At 40.8% G+C, this 18,044-nt stretch carries 21 protein-coding genes; 3 read left to right on the top strand and 18 right to left on the bottom strand.

The window, feature by feature from the left end; all coding sequences use genetic code 11:
- Positions 1-129 precede the first annotated feature (129 nt).
- Together FOC72_RS05420 and birA are read left to right on the top strand one after the other, a co-directional pair.
- On the top strand, positions 130-1,131 hold the full coding sequence (locus FOC72_RS05420) for a LacI family DNA-binding transcriptional regulator (RefSeq protein ID WP_002895698.1): 1,002 nt from the start codon (positions 130-132) through the stop codon (positions 1,129-1,131).
- Positions 1,132-1,147: 16 nt separating this feature from the next.
- Positions 1,148-2,083, top strand: coding sequence for a bifunctional biotin--[acetyl-CoA-carboxylase] ligase/biotin operon repressor BirA (gene birA / locus FOC72_RS05425; protein WP_002895700.1), 936 nt, complete (start codon positions 1,148-1,150; stop codon positions 2,081-2,083).
- 52 nt (positions 2,084-2,135) lie between these two features.
- On the opposite strand, the gene FOC72_RS05430 is transcribed toward birA, so the two are convergent.
- The 9 genes from FOC72_RS05430 to FOC72_RS05470 form a co-directional block, all read right to left on the bottom strand.
- Entirely contained in the window at positions 2,136-2,327 is a 192-nt protein-coding gene (locus FOC72_RS05430) for a DUF3272 domain-containing protein (protein WP_002895701.1), read from the bottom strand.
- A gap of 38 nt (positions 2,328-2,365) precedes the next feature.
- Positions 2,366-4,036, bottom strand: a complete 1,671-nt coding sequence (dnaX, locus tag FOC72_RS05435) for a DNA polymerase III subunit gamma/tau (RefSeq protein ID WP_002895702.1) — start codon at positions 4,034-4,036, stop codon at positions 2,366-2,368.
- Positions 4,036-4,533, bottom strand: coding sequence for a GAF domain-containing protein (locus FOC72_RS05440; protein ID WP_002895703.1), 498 nt, complete (start codon positions 4,531-4,533; stop codon positions 4,036-4,038). Before FOC72_RS05440 ends, dnaX begins: the two co-directional genes overlap by 1 nt.
- A gap of 139 nt (positions 4,534-4,672) precedes the next feature.
- A complete protein-coding gene (locus tag FOC72_RS05445; protein WP_002895704.1) occupies positions 4,673-5,773 on the bottom strand; it encodes an alpha/beta fold hydrolase in 1,101 nt (366 codons plus the stop codon).
- 39 nt (positions 5,774-5,812) lie between these two features.
- Positions 5,813-6,109 (bottom strand): AbrB/MazE/SpoVT family DNA-binding domain-containing protein, encoded by a 297-nt coding sequence (locus FOC72_RS05450; RefSeq protein ID WP_002895705.1) that lies wholly within the window; start codon positions 6,107-6,109, stop codon positions 5,813-5,815.
- Positions 6,110-6,115: 6 nt separating this feature from the next.
- Positions 6,116-6,526 carry a helix-turn-helix domain-containing protein gene (locus tag FOC72_RS05455; RefSeq protein ID WP_002895706.1) on the bottom strand — a complete coding sequence of 137 codons (411 nt, stop codon included), beginning with the start codon at positions 6,524-6,526 and terminating at the stop codon, positions 6,116-6,118.
- A gap of 114 nt (positions 6,527-6,640) precedes the next feature.
- Positions 6,641-7,261, bottom strand: a complete 621-nt coding sequence (locus FOC72_RS05460) for a Type 1 glutamine amidotransferase-like domain-containing protein (protein WP_002895707.1) — start codon at positions 7,259-7,261, stop codon at positions 6,641-6,643.
- Positions 7,262-7,272: 11 nt separating this feature from the next.
- Complete coding sequence (locus FOC72_RS05465; RefSeq protein ID WP_002895708.1) at positions 7,273-7,884, bottom strand: class I SAM-dependent methyltransferase; 612 nt, start codon at positions 7,882-7,884, stop codon at positions 7,273-7,275.
- A complete protein-coding gene (locus tag FOC72_RS05470; protein WP_002895709.1) occupies positions 7,881-8,462 on the bottom strand; it encodes a GrpB family protein in 582 nt (193 codons plus the stop codon). The genes FOC72_RS05465 and FOC72_RS05470 overlap by 4 nt, the downstream gene beginning before the upstream one ends.
- Before the next feature lie 193 nt (positions 8,463-8,655).
- Here FOC72_RS05470 and FOC72_RS05475 point away from each other — a divergent pair, with 193 nt between their 5' ends.
- A complete protein-coding gene (locus tag FOC72_RS05475; RefSeq protein ID WP_002895710.1) occupies positions 8,656-9,417 on the top strand; it encodes a DNA/RNA non-specific endonuclease in 762 nt (253 codons plus the stop codon).
- A 59-nt stretch (positions 9,418-9,476) separates the two neighbouring features.
- Here the strand turns inward: FOC72_RS05475 and FOC72_RS05480 are convergent, their stop codons facing one another.
- The 9 genes from FOC72_RS05480 to FOC72_RS05520 form a co-directional block, all read right to left on the bottom strand.
- Positions 9,477-10,214, bottom strand: a complete 738-nt coding sequence (locus tag FOC72_RS05480; RefSeq protein ID WP_002895711.1) for a DUF3307 domain-containing protein — start codon at positions 10,212-10,214, stop codon at positions 9,477-9,479.
- Positions 10,211-10,876 carry a SatD family protein gene (locus tag FOC72_RS05485; protein ID WP_002895712.1) on the bottom strand — a complete coding sequence of 222 codons (666 nt, stop codon included), beginning with the start codon at positions 10,874-10,876 and terminating at the stop codon, positions 10,211-10,213. Before FOC72_RS05485 ends, FOC72_RS05480 begins: the two co-directional genes overlap by 4 nt.
- A 91-nt stretch (positions 10,877-10,967) precedes the next feature.
- The gene (locus FOC72_RS05490; protein ID WP_032914176.1) at positions 10,968-11,285 is read right to left on the bottom strand and encodes a TfoX/Sxy family protein; all 318 of its coding nucleotides are present in this window, start codon (positions 11,283-11,285) and stop codon (positions 10,968-10,970) included.
- A gap of 150 nt (positions 11,286-11,435) precedes the next feature.
- On the bottom strand, positions 11,436-12,956 hold the full coding sequence (locus FOC72_RS05495; RefSeq protein ID WP_002895714.1) for an ABC transporter permease/substrate-binding protein: 1,521 nt from the start codon (positions 12,954-12,956) through the stop codon (positions 11,436-11,438).
- A complete protein-coding gene (locus FOC72_RS05500; RefSeq protein WP_002895715.1) occupies positions 12,949-13,677 on the bottom strand; it encodes an ATP-binding cassette domain-containing protein in 729 nt (242 codons plus the stop codon). Before FOC72_RS05500 ends, FOC72_RS05495 begins: the two co-directional genes overlap by 8 nt.
- Before the next feature lie 14 nt (positions 13,678-13,691).
- Positions 13,692-14,456, bottom strand: coding sequence for a nuclear transport factor 2 family protein (locus FOC72_RS05505; protein WP_002895716.1), 765 nt, complete (start codon positions 14,454-14,456; stop codon positions 13,692-13,694).
- A 3-nt stretch (positions 14,457-14,459) separates the two neighbouring features.
- Positions 14,460-14,897, bottom strand: coding sequence for a MarR family winged helix-turn-helix transcriptional regulator (locus tag FOC72_RS05510; RefSeq protein WP_002895717.1), 438 nt, complete (start codon positions 14,895-14,897; stop codon positions 14,460-14,462).
- 136 nt (positions 14,898-15,033) lie between these two features.
- The gene (locus FOC72_RS05515; protein WP_002895718.1) at positions 15,034-16,335 is read right to left on the bottom strand and encodes an McrC family protein; all 1,302 of its coding nucleotides are present in this window, start codon (positions 16,333-16,335) and stop codon (positions 15,034-15,036) included.
- Positions 16,298-18,028, bottom strand: a complete 1,731-nt coding sequence (locus tag FOC72_RS05520; RefSeq protein WP_002895720.1) for an McrB family protein — start codon at positions 18,026-18,028, stop codon at positions 16,298-16,300. Before FOC72_RS05520 ends, FOC72_RS05515 begins: the two co-directional genes overlap by 38 nt.
- Between the last annotated feature and the right edge of the window lie 16 nt (positions 18,029-18,044).

The raw sequence follows: 18,044 nt of genomic DNA on the forward strand, positions 1-18,044 counted from the left end.
TTCCGAGTAAAACTTCAATAAATTTAGTAAATTTTTACTTAACAAAATGTTTACTAAATTCTTCTTTGTTATTTACTAATTTTTGAGTTATAATTTATGTAGACAGTAAATTGAAAAGGATCCAATCAAATGGCTACTATCAAAGATATCGCCCAGACAGCTGGTGTTTCTCCCGCAACTGTTTCGCGGGTTTTGAACTATGACAAGTCCATGTCTGTCAGCGATGAGACGCGTAAGAAGATTTTCGATATCGCTGAACAGCTCAACTACAAAAAAAGCAAAAAACAGAAAAAAACTTCACCTCAGACCCATCGCATTGCTATCGTTGAATGGTACACCGAGCTGGAAGAGCTGGATGATCTTTACTATTACTCCATCCGCCTAGGCATTGAAAAGAAAGCCCGAGAACTGGGCTATGATATCGTGAGGATTTTCAACAACGACTCTCTGAGCCAGCTAGAACAGATTGACGGCATCATTGCCATCGGAAAATTCAGCAGCAAGCAAGTCAAGGAGCTGGAGCAATACAGTCCTGCCCTGGTTTTCGTGGATAGCGATACGATCGACCAAGGCCACAGCTGTGTAACAACAGACTTTGAGCATGCCGTTACTCATGTTCTCGACCATTTTCTTCAGCAGGGTATTGGAGAAATCGGTATGATTGCTGGACGTGAAGAAACAGCAGATGGAACGACAAGTCTTGACGATCCGCGCTTGGCCTGCTTCTGCCGTTACCTTAGTGACAAAGGCCTTTATCAGCCGGCCTATGTCAAGATAGGCAAGTTCTCCTCAGAGTCTGGCTACCAGCTGATGAAAGACATGATTGACCAACAAAAAGAACAGATGCCCAAAGCATTCTTCATAGCCAGCGATGCTCTGGCTGTCGGTGCCCTCCGTGCTCTTCAGGAAGCGGGAATAGCTGTTCCCCAAGATGTCCAGATTATTTCCTTTAATGATACATCCATTGCCAAATACGTCTATCCGCCTCTCAGCACTGTGACAGTCTTTACAGAGGAAATGGGCAAGCAAGCTCTGCAAATGCTAGACCAGGTGATTAAAACCGACGAAAACCTCATCCCTTACATGATTAAGCTCTCAACCAAGCTGACACTAAGAGAAAGCAGCCTTTAAGCTAGAAAGACCGCCTATGAAAACCTACGAAAAAATCTTTGACATCCTCAGTCAGGCTGACGACTATGTCAACGGCGAAAAAATAGCCCAAGAATTGGGCGTTTCACGAACTTCCATTTGGAAAGCCATTCAAAAACTGGAGAAAGAAGGCATCCAAATCGAGTCAGTCAAAAACCGAGGCTATCGATTGACAGCGGGTGACTTGCTGATTCCTGATTGGATTGAAGCAAATTCCCCTGTTCAGGTCTCCTTTAATCCTGACTGCCAGTCCACTCAGATGGATGCCAAGGCTGGCATGGAAGCCGGACGCCCTGCCGACACTCTCTATCTGGCTGCTGCCCAATCTGCTGGCCGTGGCCGTTTCGGTCGTGCTTTCTTCTGCCCCAGCCAGGGCGGCTTCTATATGTCTCTCCATCTCAAGCCCAACCTTCCCTTCGACCAGCTCCCCTCCTATACTATCTTGACCGCAGGAGCTATCTACAAGGCAGTAAAAAATCTAACCCTTATAGAGGTTGATATCAAGTGGGTCAATGACATTTACTATCGAAACAAGAAAATTTCCGGCATCCTGACCGAGGCTACAACTTCTATTGAGACAGGGCTCGTCACTGATGTTATCATTGGTGTTGGCTTTAATTTTTTCATTAAAGACTTTCCCGCTGAGATTAAAGAAAAAGCTGGCTCCCTCTTTGAAGAGAAACCAGCCATTAGTCGCAATGAGATCATTGCCGAGATTTGGAAATGCTTCTACGAAAGTGACCCAGAAGAGCTCATCTATCTCTACAAGCAGCGCTCCTTGGCGCTAGGACGACAAGTGACCTTTAGCCAAAAAGGCGTGGACTACCAAGGTTTGGCCAAGGATATCTCAGACAGCGGGCAACTTTTAGTCCAGCTGACAGATGGTCAGGAAATCTGGCTCAATAGCGGCGAAGTCTCGCTGACTAGTTGGTAATCAAAAATTTCATTTCAAAAGGACTGAGTCTCATAGCTCAGTCCTGTTTTCATTATTTCGGTCCTAAATGTTTATCGATTTCATCCACAATCCGCCCCATGACATAGGAAATCTGCAGATTGCGCAGCACCAAAACAGCCCAGAAAGCAGCCATGAAATAGCGCCCCGCCATGATGGATTCATTGAAAAAATAGGTTTCTAAGGCTGTGAAAACAGCCATCACAATAAATTGTCGTCTGTTCATAGATTTATTATAACACGAAAGCTTAGAAAAATCTTTTTTTAATCCTCTTGAATGGTAATTTTTTCTGCTAAAAAGTCAAATTCCTCTGGAATCAAACTTTCCTCTTCCTTCTCTTTAACCTCTGCCTTGCCATTGCGGCTGCGAGCCGAAAAATCCGCCCGAATCTTGGTCCACTCTTCCAAAGAAATGGCCAAAATTTCTGGTGAAAATCCCGCCGCATTGCTGAGGATATTGCCAAACATGGTATTGAGGTTGTCCCGCTTCATGGTCTGCTCAGCGTTGAAATTAGACTCAAAAGCTAAGATAGCGTGGCTTTCGTTGGCCGCCACCGGCTGCGATCCTGCCAGCAAGGCCCTATCAGCTCCAGCCAGACTTTCGATAATCTCGCCCCAAGCATTCTGCAGCTTAGTCAGATTGCTGCGAGCCAGACTAGGATTCTCAACAGCCTCTTCTAGGATGGCATTGACCTTATTGCGGTCTGCTCGGTAGCCCTTAGACTTCTGCGGCCGAATATCCGAAGTTTTGACAGCTTCTGCAGGTTTCCCATTGCCATTAGCCAGCTGCTGTTTAAGACTATCAATCTCTTGTCTCAATCCCTTAAGTTCATCAGCTAGATTATCTGGAATGACTGCCGCTGCAGGATGACTGACAGTATCTGCCAGTCGAATGGTCATCATTTCTGTATAAATCTTGGGCTGCAGGCTGTTCTTGATATCTGCCAAACTCTTGGTCGCCATATCGATCATGGCAAAGAGAGTGTCCTGCGGTGTCTTGAGATTTTCCAGAAAGAGCTCACTGGCATGATGATTCTCCCCGCCAGTTTTGACAATGATCAAGTCACGCAGGTATTGCAGGAGGTCCGTCACAAAACGAGCCATGTTTTTACCGCTGTCAAAAATCAGATTGAGATTATCCAAGGCTGCTACTGCATCATGAGAAATCAAGGCTGCTACATAGGCATCCAAGGCTCCTAAGCTGATGGATCCAGTGATTTCTTCAGCTATGTCTGTAGTTAAACGATTTTCCTGAGTCAAGCTAAGAGCCTGATCGAGGATAGACAAGGCGTCCCGCATACCGCCCTCAGCTCGACGGGCAATAATCTGCACACCTTCTTGCTCAAAATCAATGCCTTCCTGCTCTAAAATCCACTCAATATGACCAATAATGTCCTGCGTCTTGATAGACTTAAACTCAAAACGCTGGACGCGGGAAAGAATGGTCGCTGGAATCTTATGCAGCTCTGTCGTCGCTAGGATAAAGACTACGTTTTCCGTTGGCTCTTCCAAGGTCTTGAGCAAGGCGTTAAAGGCCCCAGTCGAGAGCATGTGGACCTCGTCAATGATATAGACCTTATGCTTGGCTAGACTGGGTGCATAGGTTGACTTGTCCCGAATGTCACGAATCTCATCTACCCCATTATTAGAAGCCGCATCGATTTCGATGACATCTTCAAGGCTCCCCTCAGTAATGGCCTTACAAATATAGCAGTCATTGCAGGGCTCGCCGTCCTTTTGATTCGGACAATTCATAGCTTTGGCAAAAATCTTAGCAACACTGGTCTTCCCTGTTCCACGAGGACCAGAAAAGAGATAAGCATGGCTGATTTTGCCTTGCTCAACAGCCTGCCGTAGAGTGGTAGCTACTACCTGCTGCCCCACCAGCTGTCCAAAGGTCTGACTGCGGTACTTTCGATATAAAGCTTGATACATTAGGCTTTTTCTCCAAACATTTCAAAATTCCAAGTCGTTTTTTCAAGCAAAATCTGGACAAATTTTTTCAGATATTCCTGATCCACATGATCATAATCACCCGCCAAGGCTGAGTCCAAATCCAACACTCCCAGAAAACGACCGTCTTTTACCATGGGCACCACAATCTCGCTTTTCGCTCTACTATCACAAGAGATATAGTTGGCATGCTGGGTCACATCATCCACGATAATCGTCTGCTCTTTCTCAGCAGACTCCCCACAGACCCCCTTGCCTAGCGCAATATGGACACAGGAAACACCACCCTGAAAAGGCCCTAAAATCAGCTCACTCCCATCAAAAAGATAGAAACCTGTAAATACCGAATGAGGCAGAGCTTGATTGAGAAGAGCGCTAGCATTGGAAAGATTAGCCAAAGCATTGGTCTCACCCTCTAACAAGGCTTCCAGCTGAGCCAGTAAAAGTTGATAACTTGAAATTTTTTCTTTTGTATTCATAGAGTCTATTATATCAAAAAAACAGTCTGATGGCTGTTTTTGAAATAAAAATAAGAAGCACAACTAAAATAGACTTTAAACTTTTTGTCAAGTGAAAATCCCAATAGATAAAGCAAAAACATCTCTCACCTTTAAGATTCTATTTACACCTTTTTTGTAAATCATCAATCGCCCGAATAAAAATCTCAGGTTTTTCAGCATGAATATCATGCCCACTCTTGATATTATCTATTAGATGATTGTTCAACAAAAGTTTGTCTACTCGCTTAGCATCTTTGTCATCCATAGCACTCAAGAGAATCCCATTTTTGTCATAGTAATTTTTCTGATTCAAAGGCCGAGCCACATGAAACAATATAGATGGACATTGAACTTTTTTCAAGATTTCTTCCTGTTCAAATCCCTTGAACCAAGAAAAATCATAAAATGTTGAGCCAAAACGAAGATCGTAATCTCCTGTTCCATCCTGTAAATTAGCTGTTAAGTCATAGATGAGATTCACTTGTAATTCTGGCGGATAGTACCAAATTCTAGGAATCTTTCCTGGATGATTTTTCATATAGTTCAGAGCTGGTTTTTTGACAATTTTATTAAAATTTTCCTCACCAAAAAGTTTTTTTAAATAAGTATGTTCTAAAAAATAGGCAGTATAATTTTTTTTACCGCTTTTTAAGAAATCACACATATCTTTAAATCCTAACCAAGAAAAAGTAGAAAGTGCTCGACTAGGCTCTGTTGAAAAGAACGGTGCATCTTCTATCAATAGTCCTCTAACAGTATCAGGAGCTAGTGCAGCTACCATTGTTGCCAGAAGCCCTCCTGATGAATGTCCTGAAATGAACACAGGAGCTTTTATAATATTATGAATAAACCAAATGAAATCCTGACTATTTTCCAGTGCTGAATATTTAGCAGGATTTTTACTAGACCCACCATGTCCATAACAATCTACTGCATATACATGATATCGCTTAGACAATTCTCCAAAAACCTTGGCGTAGTCCTCCCAAGATACTTGCTGGCCATGGATCAGGAGTAAAGGGGGACCATTTTTGGGACCTTCGCCATAATTAATAAGAGATCCATCTGGTAAAGTCACTTGCTTTTCTAGCATCCCAGCTTGTCGGATATATTCAAGATTAGCCTTATCATAGTGAAGATTACGATAAGCAAACCACCCTGCACTTACCAATATAACAGCTATCAATATCAAAATAACTAACATCATTGTCCTTTTCATTCATCGCCTGCTACTTTTCTGAAAAATACTTAGGAGTTTCTAGAAAAAATTCGGATCTAATAACGCCAATCCTTGATTTTCATCTCCTAGCAAAAGAAGCTGATCTCCCGCTTTTATTTGAAAAATATTTCGTGCCCGAGGGGGTAAGTGGATTTCACCACGCTCCCCCACCGTTACTGTTCCAAAAATATATTTCCCTTTGATACTAGGAGTTGTCAATAAATTGCTCTCTAAATGTACTAGTTCATCCAAACTCACATCAAAAAAATCAGCGCACTTACTAATATAAGAGCTATCAATATCAAAATAACTAACATCATTGTCCTTTTCATTCATCGCCTGCTACTTTTCTGAAAAATACTTAGGAGTTTCTAGAAAAAAATTCGGATCTAATAACGCCAATCCTTGATTTTCATCTCCTAGCAAAAGAAGCTGATCTCCCGCTTTTATTTGAAAAATATTTCGTGCCCGAGGGGGTAAGTGGATTTCACCACGCTCTCCCACCGTTACTGTTCCAAAAATATATTTCCCTTTGAAACTAGGAGTTGTCAATAAATTGCTTTCTAAATGTACTAGTTCATCCAAACTCACATCAAAAAAATCAGCTAATTGAGAGGAATAAATCACATCTGGAACGCTTTCTCCTGCTTCCCATTTTGCTATAGTCTGCCTTGATACACCTATTTCCTCGGCCAGTTTTTCCTGAGAAATATTCTCTCTTTTTCTTAAAATAGCAATATTTTTAGAAATCATTTTTTAATCTCCTTTTTATGATTACACTGTTAGTATAGCAAAAAAGCTGGTTGCTTCAACCAAGCTTTTCTTACTTTTTATAGACCTTTTGTTAAAATTCGTGGCAAAAATATTTTATTCCACCTCTAAAACCCTCACTTCTTTACCCTTCACAAGCACAGCTTGGTGATTATTGAGGGGAAGCAGATTCAGCTGGTCGCTGTAAGTATCCAGAGTTGCCTGAGCGCTTTCGACAAAGGGTTCTTCGCCAACATGAGGAAGAACATAAAAATCCACCTCGTTTAGTGCCTCTGTATCATTCAGTTCCTTAGCGACCGCCTTATCGTCCATAAGCTTATTGTAGTCAATGTCTTGGGCTGTGATGATAGCACCAGCGGATTCGCCCACATAAACCATGCCATCCGCAATCTGCTCTGTTATCAAGGATAGAAGCTGCTTTTTCTTAAGTTCTTGCAGAAGATAAAAAGTATTGCCACCAGAGACATAGAGGAGTTTGCTTTGGAAAATTTTGGCCTGAGCTGTCTCTCTATCACAAGCTGAGATATCTAAAATTTCTACTTGAAATCCCAAGTCTGCAAAGGTCTGCAGGGCTTCGTCAATATAACCTCTGTACTCTTCTACATTTCCAGCCGTCGGGATAAAAAGTACTTGTTTGTCCAATTGCTTTTCAGACGCATATTGTCTGAACAAGTCCTTGACTCCTGCAAAATATGAACATAAAAATAATTGTTTCATAGGATACCTCCTTATTTTTTCCTAATTTTATAAAGAATCCATTGGCCCTTTCTTGGACTATCGATGAGATGTAAATCCAAGTCTGTCAAATAGTTTTCCAGTTTTTCTTGCTTTGTAAAGTCTGGTAGGTAATAAGCTAATTTGCTCCATTCACATGCTAGTAAGATGATTCCATCTGGCTTAAGTATCCGTTTAAGTTCTGTGAATGCTTGAGTTAAATCCGACCAATGAAAATGAGTCTGAAAGGCTGTAATCAAATCAAATTCCTCAACTGGAAGATTTGTATTCTCAACATTTTTCACCTCAAAAGATAGGCCAGGCTCATCCAATTTTTCAGCTGCTCTAATAGCTGTAGAAGAAATATCAATCCCCAGAACTCGACTATTAGGAAAGTAGTTTTTCAAATATTTTGAGGACGCTCCGTTTCCAACTCCAACATCCAAAATGGCATAAAATCGCTTCTTATGATCCAGCTGACTGATCGACCATACAACCATGGGCAGATAAACACGATTCCATAACTTCATCATCCACAATCCTACAAAGCCGAACGGCCTTTTTGATTGATAAATTAAGTAAAGAAAAGCAAGAATAACCAGAAAGCCAATAATTGGATAAATCATCTGTCTTCCCTCTCGTATCTTCCGCCATAAAGCTTTTTAGCTTTCTCTGTATAGTTCTTGATAAAATCCGTTTTCGCCTCTGTATAGGCATCACGGTTGTGCTCATATTGCTTCCACAAGGATAGCTTGAGCTTTTCATAGTCTTTAGCTACAGCAGGGTGCTCCTGTAAATAGTCTCTAAAGTAAAGTTCATCATGATCACCCTCATAGCGCAGATGCAGATGGAAAACCCGCTCCGCAAAACCACTCGGTGTGTAGCCTTTATTGAATGACATCTGCCCTTGGCTTTCTGACATAAGCAGATAGCCATTTTTCAGAAACAAGTCTCTCATCACTGCCATATCTGTTTCTTTGGGAATTTCCAGCAAGATATCCACTATAGGCTTGGCCCAGATGGTCTCAAGGGATGTAGAGCCAATATGACTAATCCGAACCAGCTGATTTGCAGGCAAAAAAATCAAAAGCCGAAGCCGTTCCTCATCATACCATTCTTTCCACTCATCCTGATGCTCTCTCAGAAAAATCGGAAAAAGCTGCCACAGCTCCTCTAGTGACATTTTCTCTAAAGATGGACTCATAAGCACCTCCTTAGGTAATATATACAAGCGTTTTCTCTAGTTATAATTATAGAAAAAATACACATCCTAGTCAAACCTTGCACTTATTGAACAGATATTTATTTTTGTAATATTTTTGAAAAGTTTTAGTTGTCAAACAATCTATTTTTTAGTAGAATGATGTCGGAGATATATTATTTAAAAGGAGTTCTTTATGAAAAAGTTTAGGTTTGGCACTTGGCTTGTCCTGTCAGCCGGCTCTTTGTTGTTACTTTCACAGGCTCTTCCTGCAGAGAATGTCGCTGCTAATCAGAAGAACCAGATCAAGGTCCAGCTGCTTAACCATAGCGATGAAACAGCTATCGGCACTCTGGAGTTGAATGGGGAGTATCAGCTAAAGCTTGGGAAAAAGGACAAATACGGTCGGGCTACTGCTGCTCATGTTCAAATGCAGGAGCAACACAAAGCCAAAAAGAAAAAGGAGACCAAGGTCACTTACAATCCCATCGGTTGGCACAATTACAAATTCTACTACGGAAATGGAGATGATCGGGCTTGGCTCATGAATCGCGCTCATCTGATTGGCTTCACTTTCAGCGGCCTCAATAACGAAGGGAAAAACCTCGTTCCAATGACCGCTTGGCTCAACTCTGGCAGTTTCCAAGGACTGGACGACAATAACCCAGATAGCATGCTCTATTATGAACATCGCTTGGAACGCTGGCTAGAGGAAAATCCAGATTACTGGCTGGATTACAAGGTCACTCCGATTTACACGGATAATGAGCTTCTTCCTCGCAAGATTGAGCTCCAGTATGTCGGGCTTGACGCAGAAGGCAATGTTGTCAGCATCCAGCTAGGGGGCAAGGAAACCATAGACGAAGACGGAATGTCTCATGTCCTCTTGGACAATGTTTCTCCAAATGCAGAGATTGACTACCAGACAGGCACTGCTGTCAATACCATGATTGAGTAGAGTTACAGATCAGAACATACAAACAGACCATCGCTATGATGATCTGTTTTTTTATTTTTTTACCAATACAGACAGCCATAAACCAACAAGACTGCAATCATACTGAAAAGCGAGCCAATCAGGTAGTATTCAGCAAAGGACTGGCTTTCTGAAATCTTATTATAGCGGGCAATAGACTTAGCCGTAAAGACTAGCCCAATGGCAGTAAACTGCCCGAAAATAAGAGAAAGTCCCATAATCAAGCGCTCCAAAATCCCAATCATGGCACCAGCCCCCGCAATAGTCTCCCCACTGTCTTCTCCTGCCTGATACTTACTGAAGAAGAGTTTAAAGAGGATATTAATTGGCTTACCAGTAAGTGCGAAGAAAAAGAGAGCCTGCAGCATGAGGTAGCGGTCAGACAGCCAATTAGGAGCTGGAATTTGCTGCTGCCCTAAGAGAAAATAAAGAGCAAAAATACTAATCAAATGCAAGATCTGATCCAGTAAAAAGGCTGATTTTTGAGCATGATGTCGGACAATCGATGAATTCAACCTATTCTTCAAGAAGTCAATAAGCGCATGACTGAGCCAGACCAAGGCGAAATATAGCAGATAATTAGGTAAGATAAGCCCCAAGAGCAATAAGGGCAGCAGAACAATTCCCAAGTGGAGAATCAAAAAATTCAACCGCTGGCTTTTAAGGTCGGCCAATTTCTGACTTTGAAGCTGAAAATCAGCTAGTACATGAGCCAGCAAAGTCAACACAAGAATCGGATTCTGCATGAAAAATTCTGAAAATCCCATAAAATTTGTCATTGTTCAGCCTCCTTTGCTGCCTGTAGAATCATTCTCATAGCTAAACGGCGATTTCTCAGATAGATCTTCAAACCAGAGGACTTGAGTCGCTTACTAAGCGCACTGGGACTAATCTGCAACAGCTCTGCTATTTCTCCATGAGAAAAATTCTCGTCATAGATATATTCCATGAGCATCCGCTCCAGAACCTCTCTCTGACTGTTATTCCACTTGCTCTGGATAAATGAAGTAGCTGCCAGCACCGTATTGACCGCCTGACTGAGCTCTTCATCTCCCAAGGATACAGCTATACGGCTGCTACCATAGTCGTTCTTCTCATGAATAGCCTCAATGGCTGCGCGTGCCCTCCAGTAGGCCGGACCGTCCGCACCAATACTCTGCTCCCGATTGATATCCGTCACAATCTCTCCCAGACCAAGTCCAAAGCGAATCGGATGAGGAAAGCCCAAGGCAATCTGATCAAGGAGCTGCATGATTTCTGGATTAGGCCGTAGCAAAGCTTGGAACTCATCTCCAGTCGTTACCGTGAAAGGTGACACCAGACAATCCCGATAATCCTGATTTAGCACCGCCATCATGTCCTGCAGGTCCTTCTGCGCCTGCTTACGATTTTTCAGCAGTTTGGATTCTATTAAATCTCCAATAAGAGCAATATAAAGCATACCAAACCTCCTTTAAGTCCATTATAAAGGAAAATTTTAAAAATGTCTATTTAAACGGCAATTTTTTAGAATGTCTATTTTAAAGAAAAGACTATTTTTTCTTTTTGGGTGCTGGTAAGGCAGGATAGGCAGCTTCAATCAAATTACAGAGAAAGGCAGCATCTTCTACTTCTTTTATATAAAGCATTGGCTTTGCGCCTGGATAAGGAAACTCATAAACCGGATTTTCAAAAAAATCCAGGGCTGGCTGGACTGACTTAAGCAACAAGCGATTGTCATAAATCCCGCCAAATAAGCGCCCCCGATAATAGAGCAAATACTCTCCCATCATCTTGCGAAAGCTAATTTCTTGGCCTAAGCCCTGCAGCTGCTTCAGAATAAAATCCAAATATTCTTGACTAGATGCCATCGGAATACCTCCATGAATTGATACTTTATTATACCAAAAATGGATGAAGATTTCCTGACTAAGAGATAAACTCATCTCCTTCAATCCGTAGTCTGTCTATCCTCAAGTAAGCAAAAAAGCTAGACCTTACAAGTCTAACTTTTTTACTTCTTATTTTTTTAGAAGTCCTTCCTTGACCAGATAGTCACGCGCAACAGCTTCCGCTTTTTTGCCTTCAATGCCAACTTGATAATTCATCTGGCTCATCTGGCTTTCCGTAATTTTACCAGCCAGCTTATTGAGAACACCTTCCAATTCAGGGTGTTTTTCTAACAATTCAGCCTTCATGAGAGGCGCCCCTTGATAAGGAGGGAAAAGGTGCTTATCGTCTTCTAAAACTTGTAAATCATAACGCGCAAGTTCTGCGTCAGTCGAATAGGCATCCGTGATTTGAATATCACCCGACTGGATAGCTTGGTAGCGAAGGGCTGGTTCCATGGTTGATACATTGAGATTCAGTCCATAGACAGACTGGAGTCCCTTGTTTCCATCTTCACGATCGTTAAACTCTAGGGTAAAACCCGCTTTTAGCTTATCCTGAACTGTCTTAAGGTCAGAAATGGTTTTAAGATTGTATTCTTTGGCGATACTCTTGGGAACTGCAATTGCATAGGTATTCTGATAGGCCATGTGATTGAGTAAGACTAGATTGTCCTGTTTTTTGATTCCATCACGTGCTGCTTCAAAAACTTCTTCAGCATCATTGCTAACCTTTGGAGCAGGCTGCAAGAGAGTTCCAGTAATCGTACCGGTAAACTCAGGATAGATATCAACATCACCTTTTTTCAGAGCTTGATAAAGGAAGTCGGTCTTCCCAAAATTAGGTTTGACTGTCACAGTCATATCCGTATTTTCCTCTATGAGAAGTTTATACATATTCATGAGAATTTCTGGCTCTGGACCCAATTTTCCAGCAATAACCAGATGATCCTTCTCCTGTTTTGGTAGAAAACTTGGCGTATAAGAAGCGCCAAGTCCGAGTATTAAGACAGCAAAAGCTGTAAATACAGTCCGAAGCTTAGCCTTTTCCATCCATTTAAGGAGACTATTGAAAAGAATAGCCAAAACTGCGGATGAAATAGCTCCAATCAAGATTAGACTGGCATTGCGACGGTCAATTCCTAGAAGGATAAAGGAACCTAGTCCGCCAGCTCCGACAAGGGCTGCCAGAGTTGCTGTCCCGATAATCATAACCGTTGCCGTCCGAACTCCTGACACGATGACGGGCATAGCTAGAGGCAGTTCAAACTTTTTGAGCCGCTCCCACTTGGTCATCCCAAAGGCGATTCCAGCTTCCTCTAAACTAGGATCAATCCCATTCAAAGCCGTGACAGTATTTTCTAAAATCGGGAAAATAGCGTAAATCACCAGAGCAGTCAGTGCTGGTAGTGTACCAATCCCCATAAGGGGGATAAAGAGTCCCAGCAAGGCCATTGAAGGAATGGTTTGAAAGATTCCTGCAATTTGCAGCACCCAATTGGCTGTCTTTTTGTGACTATGAAGATAGATAGCGAGCGGAATGGTCAAGAAGATCGCCACTAATAAGGTCAGAAGAGACAGCTGGAGATGTTGCCCTAAGGCTGCCAACCATTCGCCAAAGCGCTCCTGAAAGGTAGAAAACAAATTAGCCATGTTGAACACCTCCAAACAAATCTGCTACAAAGCTGGTTGCAGGTGCAGATAAAATTTCCTCAGGTGTCGCCACTTGACGAATCTCTCCGTCCTGCAAAACAGCAATCCGATTCCCCAACTTTAAAGCCTCATCCGTGTCATGAGTCACAAAGATTGTCGTCATCCCAAACTGGTCATGGATACTCTTGGTCAAGCTCTGCAATTGCTTACGCGAGATGGCATCAAGAGCTGAAAAAGGCTCGTCCATCAGCAGGATTTTGGGTTGGGCGATAATGGCACGGACAATGCCCACCCGTTGCTGCTCACCGCCAGACAGCTCGCTTGGCATACGCTGAGCATAGTCTTCTGCAGGCAAGCCCACTAGCTCCAACAATTCATCTGTCTTCTGCTGAATATCTGCTTTGCTCCATCCTTTCATTTCAGGAATGAGAGCAATATTTTCAGCCACCGTTAGATTTGGAAAGAGGGCAATCGCTTGTAAGACATAGCCTGTGGAAAGGCGGAGTTCACGCTCGTCATAGTCCTTGATCCTCTTATCATCCATATAGATATTACCATCTGTTGGCTCTAAGAGACGGTTGATCATCTTAATCATGGTCGTCTTACCAGATCCAGAAGGACCCACTAAAACCATGAACTCTCCATCCTCAATCCGTAAGTTGACATCTCTCAAGACATCTTTTTCTGTATAGCGTAACGCTACATTTTTGTATTCAATCATTGTTTGTCCTCAATTTAAAACTTCCCTCGATTAGTTAAGTCTTCTACCTTAGGCATGACTTCTTTATTGTCCCAATGCTCCACAATTAATCCATTCTCCAAACGGAAGATATCATACTGGGCATAAGCCACCCCATCTATCTGAGTCTGCCCATAGCTAACCACATAGTTCCCTTGACCCAAAAGCTGGAAAACAAAGTCAAAAGTAAGATCGTGCTCAGCTACATAGTCTTTATAAGCCTGACTTCCTTGTCCAATCTCATGATTATGCTGAATCAAATCTTCTGCCACATAATCACTCCACTGCTCTAGCTCCCCATTTTGGAAAATTTCTGTCAAGAAACGGCGGACTAACTTTTTATTTTCTGCTGTCTTATCCAAATCCGTGATTTCAAAATCTCCAAAGATCTGATCTAACTGTCCATTTTCCGGAGCACGATAGTAGTCAATGACATCCCAATGCTCCACGATACGACCATTCTCATCCGCACGGAAAGTATCTGTCGTCACCCATTGAGCTTCCCCGCCATTGAGATATTGATGGACATGGATAAAGACCAGATTGCCGTCTTCAATGGTGCGAACAATCTTCATCTCACGCTCGGGATAACGCTCAAAGAAATTTGCAAAGAAAGCCGCAAACCCTTCTTTCCCATCTGGCACACCTGTCGAGTGTTGAATGTAGGTATCTCCTACAGACTGAGCTTGAGCCTCAGCAACTCGCCCGTCTTGAATGGCATGAATGTATAAATTTTGTGCATTTTCAACTTGTTTTGACATGATTTATCCCTCTTTTTCTTTAAGGTTTGCTAAAATACGTTCCTGATAACTTTCAAACTGGCGAATTTCTTCCTCTGAGAAACCTTTATAAAAAATAGCATCCAATTTTTGACTGACGCGATGGCCAACTTCTTTCTGGGACCAACCTTGCTCCGTCAACTTGACATATTTTTTTCGCTTGTCTAAACCACACTGACTAAAGGTCACCAAACCCTGTTCTTCCAGCTTTTTCAGCATAGTCGTCAGCGTATTATTGGCCAATCCTGTCGCCAGTGCAATATCTGTCGCCGTAGCGCAACCCGTTTCACTATTCCATAAAACTGTGAGAATCTTGCCCTGTTCACTCCGATAAAGGGCTTCAGGATCCTGATTCAGTAACTTTTGAAAAATCCGCCCATTCAACAAATGAATATGATGGGCAACTAAATGACTGTCTTTCATACTTTCTCCCAATTTATTTCTATATCGAATCGTTTTTTGTTGATTGTAACATCTAGAATTACATCTGTCAAGGATTTTGTTCTGTTTCGAAATAATTTTAAACTGGGGCAAAGAAAAAAAGCAGGTTCATCCTGCTTTAAAATCTAAAATTTATTGTTTCCGATTGGTGTATCTGTTGAACAAAATGGTCATAATTTTCAGCTTCTTGAGGAATAAGAATGGACCACTTTTTCAAGAGTGCCCCGTAACCTGATAATTTACCTATGTCGTTATCAACAACCTTCTCCACACTTGGGAAAATAAGACCAGCTGTTTTAGCTTCTAAAATGTATGCATAGGAAATCAGTTGATATAAATCCTCACGATTGATTCCTTTTTCAGTAAATTCTAGCTTTTTATATTTAGCATCTAGTACGATTTTTAAATCTTTATGATAGAAGTCTGGATAAACCTTTCGAACATGACTGCTAAATACAGAAATCCCTTCCGTCTTTTCTTTATTTCGTGGATGAATAAAACCTTCTGGCAATAATGTCTGGACATACTCTTCCCAAAGCCAAGCAACATCAAAGAGAACACCGTGTATTTTTTGCTCTTGAAGTCCTAAACCGTGCTTTTCTCTACTTAGAATCAACAGACAGAGTTCCTGTAATTTTCTATATTCTCGAAAATAGGCATGGCGGACGGGTTTAGTTTGATTTAGTCTGATAATCTTAACACGATTAGCTAGTTTATAAGAAGGGGTTACACGATTAATTTCAGCTATAGTTTCACGATTACTATCGAGTAGTGCTCTAAAACTTTTTTGATTCTTAATGTACTCAATCGTATGCCGAATCAACTGCATAAGTGGATTATCATAAGCAAACTCTCTAGTAGTGTAGGAAATATTTCCTATAAAAGGAACATTTTTCTTAAGATGATTTCCTACATCAATCGCTCCCTTTACATGGCTATCATTATGGAAAAACCTCTGGTATTCCTTATAAATCCCTTTTCTCAAAGCCACTTGCAGATATTTTGGAAAGAGGTAAACCAATAGTTGATAGAGTTTATCTTCGCTAGATAAACCAACATCCAAATTAGTGAGATTGATATTGAGAACCTTTTGTAAGAGATAATGTAAAAAATAGTCGTTATTAGCATTTGAAAAACGAGAGGAAATCGTTAATCTTTCCTGACCGTAACCCAGAAAACCAATCACATTTCCTGTCTTAATGTTCTGATTTACAGTTTCAAAAATTCTATGGTCCTTGTCCAAGTCAGAAATATTTTTCAAGTCATTTGGGAAAATGAAAATACTATCCTCTTGAGAAAGGCTTTCTAAAGTTCTATCTAAAAGTACCTGACTAATTTTTGGATAGATTTCAACAAAATCCTCTTTTTTTATAAGTTGCTGATTATCTGTTATCCTTATCGTCATTTCCATCGCTTTCATTGTCACCAGTTATTGACTGATTGGTTCGCTCGTTACTTGTCTTATCAAATGCCTTTTTCAAAGTTTCCAAAGTTTCAACCTCTTCATAAGAACCTCGCAAGTAGTCCTCTAGGAGCGGCTTAATATAATCAGACCAGAGCAATTCATAGTCAAAGTCTACTTCCTGCAACTTAAGGAAATAACTTGGTCCAACATGGTAATGACTATTGAGCTCTTCTACTTTTTCTATAGCAGCGTTCAAGTTTCTTAGACGTATTTTCGCTTCTTCAGCATCATCTCCAAGAAGTTTATCAAGCATTCCCAGCTGACTTTCAGCCGTGATTTCTACAAAACGGAAACGACGGCGCATGGCAAAATCAAAGGTATCTACCGAACGGTCAATATCATTCATTGTTCCAATTATGTAGACATTTTCTGGGATATAAAACTTCTCATTAGTTTCATGTAAATTAGCATATTGAGTCGAAACCTCTCCATCCTTCCCACGATAGCTCGGATCAATAGAGAAAAAAAGTTCGCCAAAAATCTTAGAAATCTCACCACGATTGATTTCATCGATGATGAATACGAAGTTTTTATCCGTATCAATCTCTGTTGGAAAAATATAGTCTTTTAGACCAAACTTTTTTCTTAACGTTTCAAGAACTTTTTTTCCCTGACTACGATAATAAGTCTGTTTTAAATAATTTTCATCTTTATAGAGTTCATAGACATAGGATTTAGTCAAGACTGTCCCTTGACTTTTGCTCTCATAATTGACATTAAAATTATTCCGGCTATTAACAGTAAGATAAGAAAAATCTGTCAAACGCTCTTTTTCATCTCTATTATTTACATATTCAAGATAGGCATTCCAAGCTTCATCAAAATTATCTTGTCCTCCTGTTTTTTGAGCTTCGTTAGCTTTCTGACAAAACTTCTTAAAAATTCCATCTTGTAACTCAAAACTTATCTGGCTATTATCATTAGAAACAGGCCGCAAACCCTCTACAAAATCCGTATAGTCATAAGAGGGATGGAATTGAACAAAATCGATTTGTTCCTCAGTTCCTCCAGTCAACTCCCTTGCAATTTGTCTAGCAAGATAGGTTTTTCCCGTACCAGGAGCACCACGGAGGATGAGGTTTTTGGATTGTTTTAATACGTTAGCATATTTCATCGAGTCCCCTTTCTGTTCACTGTTTACATCGTTTTCCACTTTATACCTTTTCCAATCAAGATGATTTAAGAAATAATTATAATCTTGCTCTTTAATGTCATCACTCAGAGCAAAATCAATTAACTGATTTGCTTCTTTCTTTCGATAATTATTATCTAAGGGACACCAGATTGTTTCTTGGCTAGTTAAGAAATACCATTCCCGTTCTAAATAGCCTTGTTCCCAATCAACAATTACTGTATGCCCATCATTTAGAATCTCTTTTACAATACCCCTACCACGAATTTTCATAACAGAGACTTTCATTTCACTTTTCTTTAAGAAAGGTAGATTATGCTTTTTTGTATATGAAGACTTGGCAAATAAGATATCTCCTTGTTTTATTTTATTGAATAATTTTAACATTTTTTGATACTGTTTATTTTCTTCATCATTATGCCATCCTAGTTCCCACTTCCCTTCTTTATTAAAATACTCAAGATAATCATCATTTCCAAATTTTGTACCAACAAAATAAAAGTTTTTATTATTCATTAATAAAACACCTCCA

This window comes from Streptococcus sanguinis (assembly GCF_013343115.1).
GTDB classification, from domain to species: Bacteria; Bacillota; Bacilli; order Lactobacillales; family Streptococcaceae; genus Streptococcus; species Streptococcus sanguinis_H.